This is a genomic window from Pseudoalteromonas sp. SR45-1 (assembly GCF_014163655.1).
Taxonomy (GTDB): Bacteria; Pseudomonadota; Gammaproteobacteria; order Enterobacterales; family Alteromonadaceae; genus Pseudoalteromonas; species Pseudoalteromonas distincta.
Genome location: NZ_JACJDR010000019.1, coordinates 24,035 through 42,640, shown reverse-complemented (window position 1 = coordinate 42,640; position 18,606 = coordinate 24,035). Strand labels below are relative to the sequence as shown.

19 protein-coding genes are annotated in these 18,606 nt (G+C 39.3%); 7 read left to right on the top strand and 12 right to left on the bottom strand.

The features are described from left to right. Positions 1-30: 30 nt before the first annotated feature. Entirely contained in the window at positions 31-717 is a 687-nt protein-coding gene (locus H5089_RS17300) for a DUF3334 family protein (protein ID WP_182696245.1), read from the top strand. A gap of 152 nt (positions 718-869) precedes the next feature. On the opposite strand, the gene H5089_RS17295 is transcribed toward H5089_RS17300, so the two are convergent. From H5089_RS17295 to H5089_RS17270, 6 genes are all read right to left on the bottom strand, one after another. Continuing rightward, entirely contained in the window at positions 870-1,547 is a 678-nt protein-coding gene (locus H5089_RS17295; RefSeq protein WP_182712735.1) for a response regulator, read from the bottom strand. A gap of 4 nt (positions 1,548-1,551) precedes the next feature. After that, positions 1,552-2,910, bottom strand: coding sequence for an ATP-binding protein (locus H5089_RS17290; RefSeq protein WP_259396089.1), 1,359 nt, complete (start codon positions 2,908-2,910; stop codon positions 1,552-1,554). Positions 2,911-3,131: 221 nt separating this feature from the next. After that, positions 3,132-3,638, bottom strand: a complete 507-nt coding sequence (locus H5089_RS17285) for a hypothetical protein (protein ID WP_182712733.1) — start codon at positions 3,636-3,638, stop codon at positions 3,132-3,134. Positions 3,639-3,675: 37 nt separating this feature from the next. Beyond that, the gene (locus H5089_RS17280; protein WP_182712732.1) at positions 3,676-5,859 is read right to left on the bottom strand and encodes a YHYH protein; all 2,184 of its coding nucleotides are present in this window, start codon (positions 5,857-5,859) and stop codon (positions 3,676-3,678) included. A 210-nt stretch (positions 5,860-6,069) separates the two neighbouring features. After that, positions 6,070-6,570: a M48 family metallopeptidase gene (locus H5089_RS17275; RefSeq protein ID WP_165722927.1), complete on the bottom strand. Its 501-nt coding sequence runs from the start codon at positions 6,568-6,570 to the stop codon at positions 6,070-6,072. Between the two features lie 24 nt (positions 6,571-6,594). Beyond that, complete coding sequence (locus H5089_RS17270; RefSeq protein WP_182712731.1) at positions 6,595-7,443, bottom strand: DUF72 domain-containing protein; 849 nt, start codon at positions 7,441-7,443, stop codon at positions 6,595-6,597. A gap of 247 nt (positions 7,444-7,690) precedes the next feature. On the opposite strand from H5089_RS17270, the gene aspS reads away from it, so the two are divergent. From aspS to H5089_RS17255, 3 genes are all read left to right on the top strand, one after another. After that, a complete protein-coding gene (gene aspS / locus H5089_RS17265; protein WP_182712730.1) occupies positions 7,691-9,469 on the top strand; it encodes an aspartate--tRNA ligase in 1,779 nt (592 codons plus the stop codon). A gap of 119 nt (positions 9,470-9,588) precedes the next feature. After that, the gene (locus tag H5089_RS17260; RefSeq protein WP_002959972.1) at positions 9,589-9,819 is read left to right on the top strand and encodes a hypothetical protein; all 231 of its coding nucleotides are present in this window, start codon (positions 9,589-9,591) and stop codon (positions 9,817-9,819) included. 14 nt (positions 9,820-9,833) lie between these two features. Continuing rightward, positions 9,834-10,430, top strand: a complete 597-nt coding sequence (locus H5089_RS17255) for a pentapeptide repeat-containing protein (RefSeq protein WP_182712729.1) — start codon at positions 9,834-9,836, stop codon at positions 10,428-10,430. A 71-nt stretch (positions 10,431-10,501) separates the two neighbouring features. Here H5089_RS17255 and H5089_RS17250 read toward each other — a convergent pair whose 3' ends face one another. Next, positions 10,502-10,825, bottom strand: a complete 324-nt coding sequence (locus tag H5089_RS17250) for a hypothetical protein (protein WP_010555318.1) — start codon at positions 10,823-10,825, stop codon at positions 10,502-10,504. A gap of 129 nt (positions 10,826-10,954) precedes the next feature. Between H5089_RS17250 and H5089_RS17245 the strand changes: the two genes are divergently transcribed. Further along, a complete protein-coding gene (locus tag H5089_RS17245) occupies positions 10,955-11,701 on the top strand; it encodes an alpha/beta hydrolase (protein ID WP_182712728.1) in 747 nt (248 codons plus the stop codon). A 103-nt stretch (positions 11,702-11,804) separates the two neighbouring features. Here the strand turns inward: H5089_RS17245 and H5089_RS17240 are convergent, their stop codons facing one another. The 3 genes from H5089_RS17240 to H5089_RS17230 form a co-directional block, all read right to left on the bottom strand. Further along, entirely contained in the window at positions 11,805-12,377 is a 573-nt protein-coding gene (locus H5089_RS17240) for a hypothetical protein (RefSeq protein ID WP_008139086.1), read from the bottom strand. Then, positions 12,374-12,985, bottom strand: coding sequence for a hypothetical protein (locus tag H5089_RS17235; protein ID WP_008139084.1), 612 nt, complete (start codon positions 12,983-12,985; stop codon positions 12,374-12,376). The genes H5089_RS17240 and H5089_RS17235 overlap by 4 nt, the downstream gene beginning before the upstream one ends. A 157-nt stretch (positions 12,986-13,142) precedes the next feature. Then, entirely contained in the window at positions 13,143-14,345 is a 1,203-nt protein-coding gene (locus H5089_RS17230) for a bifunctional alpha/beta hydrolase/OsmC family protein (RefSeq protein ID WP_182712727.1), read from the bottom strand. Between the two features lie 267 nt (positions 14,346-14,612). Here H5089_RS17230 and H5089_RS17225 point away from each other — a divergent pair, with 267 nt between their 5' ends. Together H5089_RS17225 and H5089_RS17220 are read left to right on the top strand one after the other, a co-directional pair. Beyond that, positions 14,613-15,452 carry an isopenicillin N synthase family oxygenase gene (locus H5089_RS17225; RefSeq protein WP_008172584.1) on the top strand — a complete coding sequence of 280 codons (840 nt, stop codon included), beginning with the start codon at positions 14,613-14,615 and terminating at the stop codon, positions 15,450-15,452. Between the two features lie 199 nt (positions 15,453-15,651). Then, entirely contained in the window at positions 15,652-17,046 is a 1,395-nt protein-coding gene (locus tag H5089_RS17220) for a DEAD/DEAH box helicase (protein ID WP_008172585.1), read from the top strand. Between the two features lie 124 nt (positions 17,047-17,170). Here H5089_RS17220 and H5089_RS17215 read toward each other — a convergent pair whose 3' ends face one another. Both H5089_RS17215 and H5089_RS17210 read right to left on the bottom strand, forming a co-directional pair. Then, complete coding sequence (locus H5089_RS17215) at positions 17,171-17,926, bottom strand: DUF3307 domain-containing protein (protein ID WP_182712726.1); 756 nt, start codon at positions 17,924-17,926, stop codon at positions 17,171-17,173. After that, positions 17,926-18,549 carry a hypothetical protein gene (locus tag H5089_RS17210; RefSeq protein ID WP_182712725.1) on the bottom strand — a complete coding sequence of 208 codons (624 nt, stop codon included), beginning with the start codon at positions 18,547-18,549 and terminating at the stop codon, positions 17,926-17,928. The genes H5089_RS17215 and H5089_RS17210 overlap by 1 nt, the downstream gene beginning before the upstream one ends. Between the last annotated feature and the right edge of the window lie 57 nt (positions 18,550-18,606).

Sequence of the window (18,606 nt, the reverse complement as noted above, 5' to 3'; positions counted from 1 at the left end):
ATGAATAATAAGTACAAAAGAGAAGATTAAATGAGCAAAAGTAAGGTCATCAGCACAGACGATATATTAGCAACCCTTTGTCATTCAGTGACAGGTGTACTCACATCAGCCAGCGGTAATGGTATTAGCTACTCAGCCATGGTGCAAAAAATAACACGTACATGTATGCGACCAGATATTGGTTGCTTTGTTTTATTTGACGGCGGTTTTACAGGGCTCGTAATTACCAACTTTACTTCGCAAGCGGCGATGGAAATTTATGGCGATTACATGCGCAATATGGGAATGCCAGAAGATGAAATAGCGCATAGCCATTTATCAGACGACGTATCAAACGTACTAGGCGAGTTGATGAATCAAATTGTTGGCGACTTTACGTCTAAAGTGCGTGAGCAATTACATACGTCTATTACGCAAAACCAGCCAAAAATGATGGCAATAAACAAGCAAGTGCAAATATCGGTAGATACCACGATGGATCGCCCGCAAGCCCGCCGCGTAACATTCACCACAAGTAAGCAAAATATTTTTTACTTGGAATTAGCGATGGATAAAACAGAGTTCATTAAATTACACGACTTTGATATTGCAGAAGCACTCGACCCAGATGACATAATTGAAAACGAAGCACGTAAAAAAGCGGACAAAGAAAAAGCATCTACCGCAGTAGAACAAGATGATGGCGATGATGATTTTATGGCAGGCCTAGGGCTTTAAGTCTATTTACGTAGGTTGGGTTGAGTGAAACGAAACCCAACGACTGCTCAGCTATTAATCTTTAGTTATGAGTGTTCAGGTTAGTGATTAAAATAAAAGCGCGATTTATATCGCGCTTTTGCGTCATGTTAGCTTTATTTGAATAAGTAAACCTACTCTTTAAATTTATAGCCCACACTATAAACCGCTGCTATTGGGTTTAGCCCTGCTTGAATGTCGTTAATCTTTTTTCGTATATTTTTAATATGTGTATCTATGTTGCGATCGGATATGTCGGTTGTGTCGCTGTATACGTTATTAATAATATCTTCGCGGGTAAAAACACGCCCTACGTGGCTTATAAATAATAAAAATATTTTAAACTCGATGGCGGTAAAGCCAATACTTTTGTCGTTTAGGCGTGCTTCGTAATCGTCTTTGTGTAATTGGAAATTATTATGATTAATGATGTTGGTTTTAGGCTGGCTGGTCCTTCTTAGTACGGCTTTTATGCGTGCTACAACTTCTTTGGGGCTGAAGGGTTTGCATATGTAGTCATCGGCGCCGATCTCTAAACCCTGCAAGCGGTCTATTTCCTCACTTTTTGCGGTAAGCATAATAATAGGCAGACTTGAAAAGGCTCTTATTTGCTTACATAGCTCTATGCCATCAACATCTGGCAGCATTAAATCAAGAAGTATTAAATCTACTGCGTTTTGTTTTACAAAACTAACTACACCTTTGCCACTATTAAAGTGCTCAGTTTCGTAATTTTGTTGCTTAGCGTAGGCAATAAGTACCTCGGCAATGTTTTCTTCGTCTTCAACGATAAGTATTTTTTGTGATGCCATTATTTTAACCTAAAAGTGTCAGCGTTATTTTTACCTCTAGCCCACCGAGTGGTGAGTTGTGCAACGATATTTGACCGCCATGTGCCTCTACTATTTGTTTGCAAAGTGCAAGTCCTAAGCCCGAGCCGCCGTGCTCTCGGCTTCGAGATTTTTCAACGCGATAAAAACGCTCAAACAATTTTTGTAAGTCGTTTGGTAAAACACTTGGGGCTGAATCTTGTAAAATAAGCTCAATGTTATTGGGTCTTTTGTGGGCAAGTATTATTACTTGCCCACCTTTATGCGTGTATCTGCAGGTATTTTCTAACAGGTTTGAAAATAATTGTATAAGGCGTTCTTTATCACCATTTATTATACATTTGCCGGCTTTGGTTAAGCTTTTGCTATCTACATTTAATTCATGCTCTTTAAAGCGAGCGGTGTAGTTTTCAATTGATTGCTCAAAAATAGTGATTAAATCAATGCGCGCATTGTTATAGGTTAAATTAACGCTATCTGTTTGTGCTAGTTGGGCTAGGTCGTCAACAATGTGACTTAAGTTATCTACTTGGTTTATGAGTAAATTAATGCGCTTTGTGTCGGCTGTAAATACGCCATCTTGAACGGCTAGTAAATGCGAGCGTAGTACGGTAAGTGGGGTTCTTAATTCGTGGGATGTGTCTGACACCCATTGAAACCGCATTTGTTGGTTTTGCTCAAGCGTGTGGGCTAAGGCATTAAAGTTGTTGGATAGGGTACCTAGCTCATCTTTACTAGAGGGAATTATTCTGCTGGCAAAATTTCCTTTTGTTAACTCATCGGTGCCAGTCACTATTTGCTTTATTGGTTTTATTAAATGGCGAGATAACACAATAGCCATAATAAATGCGAGCACAATAACGAGTAACGTGATCATAAAATAGTTATGAAATTGCGCTGCTAAAAAGGCTTCTGCTGGGCTACTTTGTACAAGTTTTGAAGGGACTAAACCTATCCAGCCTATAACGTTATTGTTTAATAAAATAGGTTCTATATGTGGGTTGTCGTTTAAATTAGCTCTACCAACAACAACCTTTTTATTTTGATCATATAAACTTATACGTTGCCCTGTTTTAAGAGAACCTGCAGGTAAGTGTACCCACAATAAAGAGGGCGTTGCATTGCTGCTATTTGGTTTGGGTGGGGTGCTTGTGTGTTTATTCGTTTTAGGCTCGCCTGGCTTTTTTTGCGGCTCTACAATAGATCGCCATAATTGCGTGTTTTGCGTAATGGGTTGCCAACTGCCTAATTCGCTATAAAGCTCAATAAGTTGCTGCTTAACCATTGCTACATGCTTTGTTTCTTCTTGTTCAACAAAGTCGTTAAACCCTGACGAAAAGGTCATGTATATAAACACAAACATAAGCCCAACAAGGGCGATATTAGTGATAAAAAAAGCTAAAAAGAATTTATGTATTAATTTCACTGATTGGCAAATAGTAAAGATCATGACGTTAACGTACCAAGCAGTATTGCATATTGATTATGTGCCTACAATTAGCGTATTTAGGGAGTTGCTTACTAAAATCCTTTTTAAGTAAGCTTTTAGGTATGTTGATTCTTGGGCTAGAACTTTATTTTTGCGGTATCGCCAGCACCCAGTAACTTATATTGTGGTTTTACAAAGCTTGCGTGTACTGCTCCTAAACTTTTAGGGAACGATATGGCAAGTTCATCTACTGTTGTAAATGTGTGCTTCGCTTGAAAAACAATTTCTAGGTCGTGCGCTTCGTTGTTGCTGGTGGTTAAAGCGACGCGTTCAAACACGATAACTTGCTGATTTACACGTAAGCTCGTTTTTTGTTTAAGTGCATTTTTTGCAAACTCTTCTTGTTGCTCTGCACTTAAGTTTGTAGGCATAAGCTTATCAATATCGCCCATAAGCCATGCTTGCTCGCTTTGCAGCGCTGAAATTAAGTGCTCAGCATTAGTTAATACTTTAACCTCAACTTGCCCGTCTCTTAAAATCACTTGGGCTGTTGTGTTTTTTAATACATGGGCGCTCACTTGAGCGCTCATACTTGTTAAAATACACGCGAGCATTAGCCATTTTAATTTTTTTAAAAAATACATAATTACTACCTTTTATCGAGGCGGTTGACCTTTTTGTTTATTGAGGTTGCTCAATAGTTGCTTTACAAATAAGGGTGTTGTCGATTTCTAAGTCTTCGCCCCATATGAATTTTGCGTTTTTATCCCAGTTAATGTCGTCGTAACCGTCTTTTGGTCCTACATCGGCAAAGTTGTGCTCTACTGCATTAGCCCAATTAGTATCGTCAAAGTTACTTTGCAGCCAGTTAGTTGGTGCTTCTTTTGACATAAACGTACAAACGCCTTCGCCCGCGACAGGGTTTGATTCGCTTTCGCATAATTTGTTAAGCGGCGCTTTGTGCAGTATTTCGCATTTAAAGCTTTTATTGCTTACCGCAATTACTTTATTTGTATCGGTGTCGGTAAGTTGCATAATAAAACCGCCATCACCCATTTGCTGATTTTTAGCGCCGATGTATTCAAGCCCAGTGTCGTTTTGCTTAAAGTCTTTAATTATTAAATTAAGCTCAATAGGGTAGTTTGCAGAAAACGTAATACTTTCGGCATTAAATGAACGCTCTGTAGTTATAGGCACAGAATCTTCAACAAGTAACTGCTCGCCTATGTAGGCTGTAAACCAGTTATCAGCCCATGCTTCTAGCTTTAAGTTATGCTTGCCCGTAATGGCAGGATTTGTATTTTGCTTAGTGACTGTTGGAGTAAGGTGATTTGGTTGCGGACCTCTACAAAATGTACCTGTTTGAACTTTGCCACCATTACTGATGGTTTTTTGTTTAAAGCTATAGCAGTCTTTTCCCTGTGATGCAGGGCTGTAGGTAGTAAAGTAGTTCTCGCCTTTGTATGAGTAGCTCATTGTACGGCTGCCGTTTTCAGAGATTGTGTGCGTTAGGTTTTCAACGCCTCCTTGTGGCGGGCGCAAGTCGGCTCTTATACCTTGAGTATCGCCACTAAGTGGTGACACTCTTGGTAATTTTGCGGTATCTACTTCACCAACTAAGCACTGAATAATATACGGCGGCGTAGCTGATGTTTGGTAGCGATAGCCAAATGTGTCGTCGGTTTGTCCGTTACATACATCAAGGTCACCTTTGGCAATTGCACTGCCGTCTGGGTTTTTACTGCCATACAGCGGGTAACCATCGTAAGCCCAACCAATAATGGCATCGCTTGTTTGGTTTTTCATTGTGTCAATCATACACGTTGGCGATACATGATAATGGTAGTCATCACCTCGTCCTGCGTGTCCGCCACAAATATCTAACTGTCCGAGTGCTAACGTGTCGTGTTTTTCATCGTAGCTATTTACGTCCAACTCACCTTGCGAAGAATAGTCGTATATTGGTACGCCGTTAACGGCAACACCTACGGCTGCATCAATTGTTGTTATTGTTTTTGCTTTTTTAGGATTTAGCTTTATAGGTGCTACGTAGTCTTTAGCTGGAACAGGTATTTGCTCGTTAGTACCTGTAATACCAGTCATTACTTCATGATCAGGATAAGTAGATGAGGCAATATAAGCATATTGTTCATCGCACGTAACAGATACGCTTTGATCAAACCCTGCATTACTTACTGATTGTGTAATAGCATCGCAACGAGGTGATTTTACGTTAGCGGTTAAATATGATTTATCAGGCTTTGGTTGCTCATTTGGTTTTGGTCTTGTATTAGGTTTGTGTTCGGCGCTACTGGCGCTTCGCGAGTATTTAACCGTCATACTTGCAGTATCGAGCGTAATATCTTTTACAGCAGCGAGTAATGCTGAGCGATCTACTTTTGTATCGCTATTAAAGGTAACCGGTGCAGATAACGCGTATACAGTATAAGTATAGCTTTTTTCACCTGGGCCTTTAGAGCAAGGCGGCGCGTATTGGTTTAAATCGTTTACGCTATTAGAGCCTACTTCACCGAGGGTTTCGCCCGCTTTAATTTGTGTTTTATCGGCGGAAATGTTGTACATGGTCCAATACCAATGCATTCCCTCTGGCGCTTTATGATCCATAATTAACGCATAATATTTGGTTGCCTTAGGTGCTCCACTCCAGTTAAGTGGGGGGCTAATGCTTTGCCCATCGCATGTATAAGTAATAGGCAAATTACCGCCATCACTTACTTTTGAGCTGGTTAGAGTAAAATCATTGAGGTTTGATTGTTCAAGTGATTGGCTGTTTTGCCCGTTGCAGGCACTTAAGGTTAAGCAGCACAGGGCACTGAGTAAAATGGCATGGGTATTTTTCATCATTTAAAAACTCCAAAGATTAAATTAACTTTTAAGAGTCTAGTTCTCAAATGTAGGGCAATTATGTAGTTTTAAACTTTTTTTATTAAGGGCTGGCGTTAAGTTGTGAGCTGCTTACGGGGATAAAAGACTGGGTATGGGCGTTTGGTTATGAAAGGAAATATTAACTTAAGTATGGCGTTATTTACACTCATTTAAGTAACGCTAAAATCCTTATTTTAAATAAGGATTTTCTCCCATTGCGACTACCACACAAAAAATTCTTAAATCTAACTCTAGCTGGTGGTAACTCGGCTCCATATGACAGCAAAGCTGATAAAAGCCTTTGTTGTGGTCTTTTTCTTTAAAGTGGGCGAGCTCATGTACCACTAACGCTTTTAATAACGGCTCGGGAGCGCGGAGCAAGTCGCTGTTTATCGCTAAATCGTGCTTACGGGTTTTACCTTGCATTCGATACGTATGTGTACCAAGTGCGTTGGTGACCATGTCGCCTTGCTTTTTAAATGCTGCGCGCCCAAACGGTGGTGCATTTTTTAAATACTGTTTTTTAAGCTCGGTTGCGTAGTTATAAAGTAGTTTATCGCTAGTAATGGTATGTGCTTGCGGATACTTTTTAAGTAAGTAGTCACATACCTTTTTGTTATTTATAAGGCTTAATACTTGCTCAACAATGTTAGCTGGGTAGCCGGTAAAGTAACGTGCGTATTCACTCATTATTGTTTCTCTGTCGTTTTACTTTTAAAAAAGTGCTGGCTGGTGGGCTTCTTTTTCGCCAGTAAATGGGTTTAATGCTTTGTGATGATAACCAAGGTCTTTACAAAACTGCCTTGCTAATAATGGCGCTTCTCGGTTATCTGCCGTATGAAAAAACACATAAGGCGTTTTTCCTTCATCAAGCCATTGTTTTACTTTACTTAGCCACGGTTTATAAAAGGGTTTATAGTCGTTTTGTAAATCGGCTATTACAAAGCGCGCCATAGGCTCTGAGCCAGTAGCTATTGCATGTACCGGTAAGTGGGGCTTTTTTTGCTGTGCATCTATTAGCGCTTCGGTTGTTGGTTTTACCGCAAATAGGGCGCGAGTATCCATCGATATACGATTTATGTTGTTTGCCATTAATAATTGGTTAAGCACTATTTCGGCTTCACCCTTTTGAAAAAACGCAGTATGACGTACCTCTACACCGTAATTAACCTCTTTTGGTAACAGGCTAATAAATTGGGCGAGTTTGGGTAAGTCACCAGGGCCAAATGCTTTAGGTAATTGCAGCATGATTTGCCCGGTTTTTTCTAAAATAGGGGAGAACAAGTTAAGCCAATCAGTAAGCTCGGTTTGAACATTAGTAAGATGCAGCTCGTGGCTAAAGCGACGATTAAACTTAAACGTAAATTTAAAATCATCGGGTACGCTGTTTGCCCAGCGCAATACGGTGCTTGGCGAAGGATCAGCGTAAAAGCTGGTATTGCCTTCAACTGAGTTAAAGTGTTGGGCGTATTGGCTAAGCATATCGGCGTTTTTACATTGGCTTGAAAATAAATTGCCTTTCCATGCATTACTCGACCACTGCGGGCATCCAATATATAACATACAAACTAGCGCCTTATTATAAAGTGGCGATAGTGTAGCAAATAACAAAACGAGCTGCTGTAAATTCAGGGGCAAAAGCGGCACACGCCCTAGCATCTTAATGTTAGTTGAGTATAATGCAGGGCTTAATTTGATTATTTTTAGATTGCTAGCGGCTTTATTTGTATTGTGGTGACCTGTTTTTTAAATCACACGCCTTAAAACAAATAAATATAACCGTTTAAGCCTTTTATCTGACAGGAAAACTATGCGCTCTATATATTGCGGACAGCTAAATAAAACTCACGTAGATCAAGAAGTTGAACTATGTGGCTGGATCAACAAACGACGTGACCTTGGTGGACTTATCTTTGTCGATTTACGCGATAGAGAAGGTTTAGTACAAGTTGTATTCGACTCTGACATTGAAGAGTTAATGAGTTCAGCTAACACACTTCGCCAAGAATTTTGTGTTCAGCTAAAAGGTACTGTACGTGCACGCCCTGATAGCCAAGTAAATAAAGATATGGCAACAGGTGAAATTGAAGTTTTAGGTACCGAGCTTACAATTATTAACCGCTCTGAACCGCTTCCACTTGATTTTAACCAAGTAAACTCAGAAGAGCGTCGTTTAAAATACCGCTACTTAGACCTACGTCGTCTAGAAATGAGTGACCGTATTAAATTACGTGCTAAAGCAAGCAGCTTTGTTCGTCGCTTTTTAGATGAAAACGGCTTTTTAGACATCGAAACACCGGTACTTACTAAAGCAACGCCAGAAGGCGCACGCGATTACTTAGTGCCAAGCCGCGTTCATAAAGGTAGTTTTTACGCTTTACCACAGTCTCCACAGTTATTTAAGCAATTGTTGATGATGTCGGGTTTTGACCGTTACTACCAAATTGTTAAATGTTTCCGTGATGAAGATTTACGTGCCGATCGTCAACCAGAATTTACCCAAATAGATATAGAAACCTCGTTCATGAGCTCTGATCAAGTACGTGGTATGACTGAAAAAATGATCCGCGAGATGTGGCAAACATTGTTAAACGTTGATTTAGGCGATTTTCCAATCATGCCCTACAGCGAGGCAATGAGCCTTTACGGTTCTGATAAGCCTGATTTACGTAACCCAATGAAGTTAGTTGATGTTGCAGATTTAGTTAAAGACGTAGAGTTTAATGTTTTCTCAGGTCCAGCTAACGACGAAAAAGGTCGTGTTGCTGTATTAACTGTACCGGGTGGCGCTAAGCTTTCTCGTAAACAGCTTGACGATTACACTAAGTTTATTGGTATTTACGGCGCTAAAGGCATGGCGTGGATGAAAGTAAATGACCACACTGCAGGCGCTGAAGGTGTTCAATCACCAGTGGCTAAGTTTTTAAGCGAAGACGTAATCACAAAATTACTTGAGCGTACTAATGCAAAGTCTGGCGATATTATTTTATTCGGTGCCGATAAGCGCAATACAGTAAATGAAGCAATGGGCGCACTGCGCGTTAAGATTGGTGTTGACTTAGAAATCACTAACCTTAATAGTTGGGCACCACTTTGGGTTGTAGACTTCCCAATGTTTGAAGAAGATGACGAAGGCACATTACATGCTGTGCATCATCCATTCACTGCACCAAAAGATATTACTGCAAGTGAGCTTGAAGCAAATCCAGCTGCGGCTATTTCAGATGCCTACGACATGGTATTAAACGGCTACGAAGTGGGTGGCGGTTCGGTACGTATTCATAATGCAGATATGCAAGAAACTGCATTTAGAATTTTAGGTATTAACGAGCAAGAGCAACAAGACAAGTTTGGCTTTTTACTTGATGCACTTAAATACGGTACACCACCACATGCTGGTTTAGCATTTGGTCTTGACCGTTTAGCAATGCTTTTATGTGGTACCGATAACATTCGTGACGTTATTGCTTTCCCTAAAACAACACAAGCGTCGTGTTTATTAACTAACGCGCCTAGTAAGCCTAATATGGATTCGTTAGCTGAGCTTGCAATTAGTGTTGTTGAAAAATCGATACCTAGCGAAGAGTAATTTTTGTTTAGCTTATTGAGCTAAATTTAAAAACCCTTAAGTTATATGCTTAAGGGTTTTTTTGTGGTTAAATTTACAGCAACATGTATTTTAATCGAATAGACGAAAAAGGAATTATTATGTCGATCAATGCAACCTTATTTGGTGAGTTCTTAGTTTTTTTTATTGTGCTGAGTATTCCTATTTTTGCTGTAATTAGCTACAAAATAGGTAAGCGTAAAAGTACTATGCCGGGGGTTTTAGCTTTTGTGGGTGGCTGTTTAGCGCTATTTCCACTATTTGCTTTGATTTTTATTGCAGTGCTTGCGCTTAAAAAAGATTTACCTAAAAATAGCGTCTATGCCCATTAAAAACTAGGTTAATAGTGTCAATTTCAAATAATAATCACTACTTCGACGAGCAATTTAATGCTTTGCAGCACGAAGAGCAACTAACTGAAAATTCTGAGTTTGAAGAGTGCACATTTACCGATTGCGACTTTTCAGACGGGCAGTTTAAAAATTGCCGATTTATACAGTGCAACTTTAAAAACTGTAATTTATCGTCACTAAAATGGAACTACAGCTCGCTTGAAGATGTAAGTTTTAGCCACTGTAAATTAAATAGTCTGCAATGGACTGACGTGGATTGGCCAGCGCTTAGTATTAACGCACCGGTGAGCTTTAATTATTGCGAGCTCAGTAATAGTTCTTTTTTTGAATTAACCCTCAAAGCCCTCAAACTAACACACTGCTTTGCCAAAAATGTTGATTTTAGACATGCTGATTTAAGCGGTAGTGAATTTACAGGAACAGATTTTCGCGATAGTGAGTTTTTTCAAACTAACCTAACAAAATGTGATTTTGTAGGTGCGACAGCATTTAATATAGATTTGAATAATAATATGTTAGCGAATGCTAAGTTTGATCGCTTCGAAGCACTTAATTTGCTTACCAGCCTTAATATAGAGCTTTGTGATTAATTTAGTTTAATATGATTACTAACTAGAAGCGACAGCTTAGCTGGGCTTCTAGATACTGCGTGACTTCGTAATTAACGGCTAGGGCCATTTTTATTACGTGCACTGGCAAGCTGTCTTGCGATTTCTAATAACGCTGGTGAAATATCTTCAGCGCCATCTTTAATTAGTTTTGTAACATCACCTGACGAAAACAAACCGTCACGTGGTGATTTAATACCTAACTCACGAACAAAATCCTTCGTTTTACCTGTGCTGCCTGTTTCAATAAACTTAAAAATAATACGTTCATTGTTGTTTTTAGCAGGTGCTTTTAGTGTTTCGATTTCGTCATGTATTGCAGTTAGTTTGTCTTCTAAAATTTCTATACGTTCTTGAATGCTATTGTATGATTTCATTTATTGGATCTTTTACTAAATATATTTAAACAATGGCGGCTATTATCGCATAGTTTGACAATAGAGAATGCAAAGCTATAAAGTAAAAGTTATTTTTAATTAAAAACAATAATTTATATAAATTTAAATATGCAAAAAACACTTAAAAAGCTTTTTATATTAAGCGCACTAGCTCTAAGCACATTAGTTATGAGCACAGCAAGCTATGCAAATGAGAACGTTATAACTGATAAAAGCCGTAATCGCGATATTCCTATCAATATTACATTGCCAGCTAATAATGCTAAGTGTACAGCGCAAGTAAAATGCCCTGTAGCGTTTATTAACGCAGGTTACGGGATTAGCCATAACGGGTATACGTTTGCCAGTAATGCGTTTAATCAGCGTGGATATTTAACAATAGCCGTTGCACATGAGCTAAAAAGTGACCCTTACTTAAACCGTGAGCAGCCTTACTTAACAACTCGCATGGAAAACTGGCATCGTGGCGTAGTAACGCTTAAGTTTTTAGTTAATGAGCTAGCGAGTAAATACCCAGCGTATGATTTTACAAAGCTCGCCTTATTTGGGCATTCTAATGGCGGGGATATTTCCGCATTATATGGCTCTATTTATCCAAACGAAGTTAGCACTATTATTACGCTCGATCATCGCCGCATGTTGATCCCGCGCAATAAAAGCATTCGCGTACTTACACTTCGCGGTAGTGATTACCCAGCTGATGCGAATGTGTTGTTAAACGATTCAGAGTTGGATAAGTTTCCTGTTACACAAACACTAATAGAAAAATCACGCCATAACTATATGTATGATGGCGGACCAAAATGGTTGGTGGATAGAATGAGTAAAGAAGTAGTGGCGTTTTTAGATAATTAGGCAAGATATAATCAAGCCAACTTTAAGCTGGCTTGATATATAAAGGTTTAAGCTGACGCAGAATTTTGAGTGGTATTAAACAAAGCATGTATATTATTGCAGGTTACCCTTGCGGTGTAGCAAACTGTTTTATTGGTCGTTCTTTTATTTCCATATCTTCTGTAGGCATTGTTAACAGTGAATAGTTTGTTCTAATTGTGATGATATCGGCAAACTTACCATTAATGTACAAGTTTACAAATGGAGTAAGTGTTCCCACCATATACCTTTTCCCTGGCTCTAATGCAAACCTCTCTTCTATGCCCTTTAGCTCTATAAACTTGACTTCTAGTGGCTCGAATTCTAATGATGATAATTGCTTGTAGGCACGTCTGCGTCCCTGTATGGGTTGCTCTGAAATACCTGTATCTAAATTATTCTCTTTTAAATCGTAGTATCTACTTTCTTCAAATACATACATCGAATTTAAATCGATTCCTTGTTCATTAAAAGCGAGAGAGCTTAGCTTAACTTGATACGGGGTTGTGTTAGCTAGTCTAATATTCGTTGTACACTTAGTATCTAGATGACAAAAAGTGAAAGAGGAGGTAGCGATAGGGCTTTCTTTAACTTCTTCAGACTTAACAAGAGATGAGTAACTTATTAAACAAACTATGGAAATAATAATTTTTTTCATTGGGCTGCTCGTACTGCATTTTCAAATGCGTATGAAGAGGATAGAATTTCTTTCCTATATTGGGCGTTTTGATTTATTCGTGCGTTTCGAGCGATTATATTAAGCTCTTTCATAGCTGTTCTAGCGTTATATGCTGTATCTTCAGAAGTCCATACCGCGTGACTAAACTCGTGAACGATAGTATCAACTTTTCTGTCAGTTCCTACTTCGAAAAAGCTCTTACCAAACCCTATAATCCCATATCTGTCATAATAAGTAGCATCGCCAAACCCTGCGCATTTATAAAGCTTATGAGGAGTTAAAAGCATGGAGCCGATAAGGTTTATTAGTTTACGAGCTTGGCGAATAAGAAATGTTCGTGTTGCTTCAAATTTAGCCGAATTAACAAAACCGTATTGTTTCATAATTGATTCGAATTTTTCTTTTTTCTTTTCATCTAAGTTAGCAGGGTTGTGCAATATATTAATAAAAGTTGTTAATGCTTTTGGGGTAATTAGCATAGCTAATTCAATTTGTTTCAGCTCAGATAAAGTTAACTCGATACCTGTTTTGTTTGTTACTTCGTAAATTGAAAAGTTATTGCGCTCATAGTAAGTATTTTTATTCATACTATTTATACCTATCCTTGGTTATATAATTTTACTAACAATTTACTAGAGTCGTACCTATTATTCAACCTCTATATTTTATCTCAGATTGTGAGATTACTTTATTGTTCATCTAAAATAGCGCAGTGTGACCTGCGCTATTTTAATTTTACGGCAGTTATTCTACCAGTTCACTTACAATAACTGGGTTGTTATGTAGTGTTTTATGCACAGGGCATTTGTCGGCTATTTCGAGTAAACGCTGACGCTCTGGCTCTGTTAAGTCGCCACGTAAGGTGATTTTACGGGTAATGGCTTCAAGGTTACCGGTTTGCTCACAATCGTCGCAATCTTTGTTGTAATCGCGAGTGTGATCAAGTTCTACTTTAACATGCTCCAGTGGTAAGTTTTTACGTGTAGCGTACATACGTAGTGTCATGGCCGTACAGGCACCAAGCCCCGCTAATAAGTGATGATACGGATCGGGGCCTAAGTTTTTACCGCCTACTTTTATTGGCTCATCTGCAAGCCAAGTATGATCTTTTGTACTTACGTGCTGAGTAAATACATGGTCTTTTTCTTCAACAAGTACATTACCACCCGTTAAACTTGCCGTGTATTTAGTTTTGTCGTACTTAACATAACGGTTTGCCCACGTTGCAATTATTTGTGCTGCGTAGTCGGCATCGTTTTTATTTGTTAAAAGGTGATCGGCGTTATCTAGGCTAATAAAGCTTTTAGGATGCTTAGCTGATGCATAAATTTTTTCAGCTTCACTAATATTTACAGTCGCATCAATAGGGGAGTGCATTACTAATAATGCGCGCTTAAGTTTACTTATGTGGCTTTTATCGTACTTGGCTATATCGTCAATAAATTGCTTTTTAATGGTAAATTCACGACCAGCTAAGTTAACTTTAGCTTCACCTGCTGCGTTAATTTCATCAAGGTGTGCTTCAAAGTTATGCGCTACGTGCTGCGCATCTGACGGTGCGCCAATAGTTGTAATAGCCGATACTTCAGGAATATGCTCAGCAGCAGCAAGTACCGCAGCGCCGCCTAAACTGTGGCCAATGAGTAGTTGCGGCGGAGCAAAGTGCTTACGCAGATGATCAGCCGCAGATACTAAATCTTGAATGTTTGATGAAAAGTTACTGTTAGCAAAATCGCCATCACTATTACCTAAACCGGTAAAGTCGAAACGCAGTACGGCGATACCTTGCTGCGTAAGTGCACGACTAATCCGTGTAGCTGCTGCAATGTCTTTACCGCATGTAAAGCAGTGTGCAAATAGCGCGTAAAACTTAACGTCACCAGAGGGAAGTTCAAGTTGGCCGGCAAGTTCTAAATCGCCGCTTTTAAAAGATACTTTTTGTCGCATGGGGAGCCTTATTTACACAAATAAAATATATTCTAATAATAGACCAGAGATAGTTACTAAACCTTGCAAATTCAACGTTTTTTTATAAGTTGATCTTGATCAAGCAAAGTGACGGTGACTATGCCTTGCGGACATATGTCCTTATGTTTTTGAGGTCATTTGTCTATCCTCGCATAGCGCTATAATGAAGGCTTTGCTACTTTATATAAGTAATTTAGCACTATTAAAAGCAACTCACTTCACACAACCTATTCACTGGAACGTACAATGCAATTACCTACTGTTGATTATAAAGCTCCCGATGCGGCTGCACAATTTGTTGAATCGTTAAGAAATACTGGATTTGGCGTTTTAAAAAACCACCCAATCCCACAGTCTTTAGTTGAGTCTATTTACAAAAATTGGCAAGACTTTTTTAACTCAGAGCAAAAGCACGACTTTTTATTCTCTAAAGAAACTCAAGACGGTTACTTTCCGCCTTCAGTATCAGAAGTAGCGAAAGGCTTTACAATAAAAGACATTAAAGAGTACTTTCATGTGTACCCTAAAGGTCGCGTTCCTGCCCAGCTTGAAGCTGATGTACGTGAATACTACCGTTTAGCAAGTGAATTTGCTGGCACATTATTAAGCTGGGTTCAGGCTGAAGCACCAGCTGATGTGCGTGCTAAGTTTTCAATTGATTTAAAAGACATGATTGCCGATTCTGAGCAAACATTGTTACGTATCCTTCATTATCCGCCTATGACGGGTGATGAAGAGCCTGGTGCTATTCGCGCAGCAGCCCATGGCGATATTAATTTATTGACTGTATTACCAGCTTCTAATGAGCCTGGTTTACAAGTTCAAAAAACAGATGGCGGTTGGTTAGACGTGCCATGTGATTTTGGCAGCTTAATTATTAATATCGGCGACATGCTACAAGAAGCGTCGGGCGGGTATTTCCCATCGACAATTCACCGTGTAATTAACCCAACGGGTAAAGCATCTACTAAATCGCGTATTTCATTACCGTTATTTTTACACCCGCATCCAGATGTTGTGCTTTCAGAGCGCTACACGGCAGATAGCTACTTGCAAGAACGTTTGCGTGAGTTAGGTGTTAAGTAACTCTAATACTTAGAGTAATTAAGTATAAAAAAAAACGGCTTATGGCCGTTTTTTGCATTTTTAAGCAACTTAATCACAGGTTTAACTTTAATAAACTATGCTCAATTGCCTGCAACGTAAATAATGGCATGCATTCTTAGCTACTACAGGTATAATGCGCGCAACTGGCTAATGTAGCCTTATTTAAAAGAGAGTTTATATGAGTTTTGAAGGTTTAGGTTTATCACAGTCTTTGGTTAATGCGGTTTTAGAAAAGGGCTATGAAACGCCAACGCCGATTCAGGCTCAAGCAATTCCTGCAATTATTGAACGCCGTGACGTTATGGCAGCAGCGCAAACAGGTACAGGTAAAACAGCGGGTTTTACATTACCACTTATTGAGCGCTTGTCGTCGGGTCCTAAAGCTAAAAGCAATCACGTACGTGCGCTTATTTTAACGCCTACACGTGAACTTGCTTTGCAAGTAAGCGAAAACGTTGAAGAGTACGCTAAGCATTCTGATGTGAGCTCGTTTGTAGTTTACGGTGGCGTTAAAATTAACCCACAAATGCAGCGTCTTCGTAAAGGTGTTGATATTTTAGTAGCAACGCCGGGTCGTTTAATCGACTTACATAATCAAAATGCAGTTAAATTTGATAGCGTTGAAGTGCTTGTACTCGATGAAGCTGACCGCATGTTAGACATGGGCTTTATTCACGACATTAAACGCTTAATTGCTAAAATGCCTGCTAAACGTCAAAACTTGATGTTTTCGGCTACATTTTCAGATGAAATTCGTGCATTAGCAAAAGGGTTAATTAATGACCCAGTTGAAATTTCAGTTGCAGCAAAAAATACCACTGCAAAAAGTGTTACTCAGTGCGTTTACGCGGTAGATAAAACACGTAAAACAGCATTGCTAAGCCACTTAATTCGCACTAACGATTGGCAACAAGTATTAGTGTTTAGCCGTACAAAGCACGGTGCTAACCGCTTAGTTAAACAACTTGAACGCGATGACATTGTAGGCGCGGCTATCCATGGTAATAAATCACAAGGCGCACGTGTTAAAGCACTTGATGGTTTTAAAAGTGGTGAAGTACGCGTACTAGTAGCAACAGACATTGTTGCACGTGGTTTAGACATTGTTGAATTACCGCATGTTGTTAACTACGACTTACCAAACGTATATGAAGATTACGTTCACCGTATTGGCCGTACAGGCCGTGCTGGTGCATCGGGTCATGCAATTTCGTTTGTAACTACAGAAGATGCTGTTGATTTATACGGTATTGAACGCTTTATTGGTGAGCTTATACCGCGTGCTGAAGAAGACGGTTTTGAGCCTATTAATCCAGTAGCTGAACGCGCATTAGATGCTCGCCCACTGCCGGCTAAAAAGCCTAAGAAAAAGCAGCCTTTTAATAAGCCTAAATCTGATAGCAGCAAGCCTAACAGCAAAAAGCCGAACAATGGTGGTAATGGTACCGGCCCACGCCGTGGTGGTTCTAAAAAGCCAGCAGCTAAAACAGATGACAGCGCGCAAAACCCATGGGCAAAGCGTGAATCTGTTGGCGGTAATGGCCAACGCCGTCGTCGCACAAATAACGATTAATCATTATTAGTGATTGCACTAGCGTTTAATTAATTTAGAATTTAGTTAAATGCTGATACAAAAAACGCGCTCCCTTCTTTAATTAAATAGAAGCAGCGCGTTTTTTATTGCCTGTAATTTGTACTTACTGTATTGCCTGCCTGATTAAATAGTTAATACCCAAGCCGACAAATAAAGTCACACTTACGCTAAGTAATGTGCCGAGCATGACGTACTCGGTAAGTTTTTTATCTTTGCTTGCACTTAAATCACCAAACCTAAATACCGACTTTGCCGCAAGTAAAAAACCCAGCCCTGCAAATTGGTCAAGTAATATAAAGCTCAGCATAAGTACGCGTTCCAACATACCTATGCTTTGCCCTGCAAGTGGTAAGCTACCAGTACTTGAAAAGTTACTTGTTAAACGCTCTAACATCATTCTTATAAATACGGCGCTAGGACTCAAAATAGTTAAATAACCACATACCACCCACAGTATTTTGGGATCAGTGAGCATATTATTAATTGCAGCCATAAAGCTACTGTTATCAGTTAGCCAAATACTGAGCGCAATAATAACGAGTATGTGCGCTATTTGATCAAGTAAAAAAGGTACCACGCCTTTATTAGAATACGATTTAGCTATATCAATAAAATAATGGCTCACCATAATGCTTGCCGTTGCAATTAAAACACTGCTTAGTTGCTGCCACCCAAATGTGTATTCCCACACGGTAATAATGAGTGCACTTGTTACACCATGCACGAGTACATGAAAATAAAGCTTAGTGGCTTTAAAGTGACGAGTGTTTCTCTCGTTTACCCAACTCATAGGTTGCCAGTAAAAGTCAGCGAGTAAGTGGCCAATAATAAGGGCGACCAGTAAAAGTGAAAACGCCATTATTCACCTCCTTTAATTATATTTTTTATAACGTGCTGTGTGTGCTTAATGAAGCGCTCTATAAGTTGGTAATGCGCTAAATTTAGTAGTTTTGTTACATTTTCGCGACTTGTTTTAAGCTCTTTAGCTAGTGCCGCATGGCTGTTGTCTGATGATGTTAAATAGACATACAGGGCATTTGCTTGTTTTTGTGTGATTTTAGTGAGCAATACGTCAGCAAAGGCTAAATTAAGATTTAAGCTTTCATCAAGCTGCTGCTCATTAATATTAAAAACAAAGCGTTGATTGCCTATTTTATCAAGGGCTTGCCCCGAAAGGGTAAAAGCAGAGCCGGTTGCTGTTTTTATATCGCTGCGTGGGTTATCTATTTGCCCAAGCGCTAGGCTTTGGCGTAGCTCATAACCTGATGATTTAAGGTGTAAATACACTAGTATAGCGTTTTTAAAAAGATACTCAGGGTTATTAACTTGTAACTGAAAGGCATCGCCTCGGTATATATTCCAAAGGGTTTGCTCACCCGAAATATTTCGCAAACTTTGCTCTAGTTGGTAAAGCATGGCATCGTATTGCTGCTTAGGGATGGTTTGCGATTTAATAATATCGCCGCTGATCACACCAATCATAAAAATCTCAAAATGGTTACTTTTTAATATGTAACCAATATTGGTTACATAAGGGTA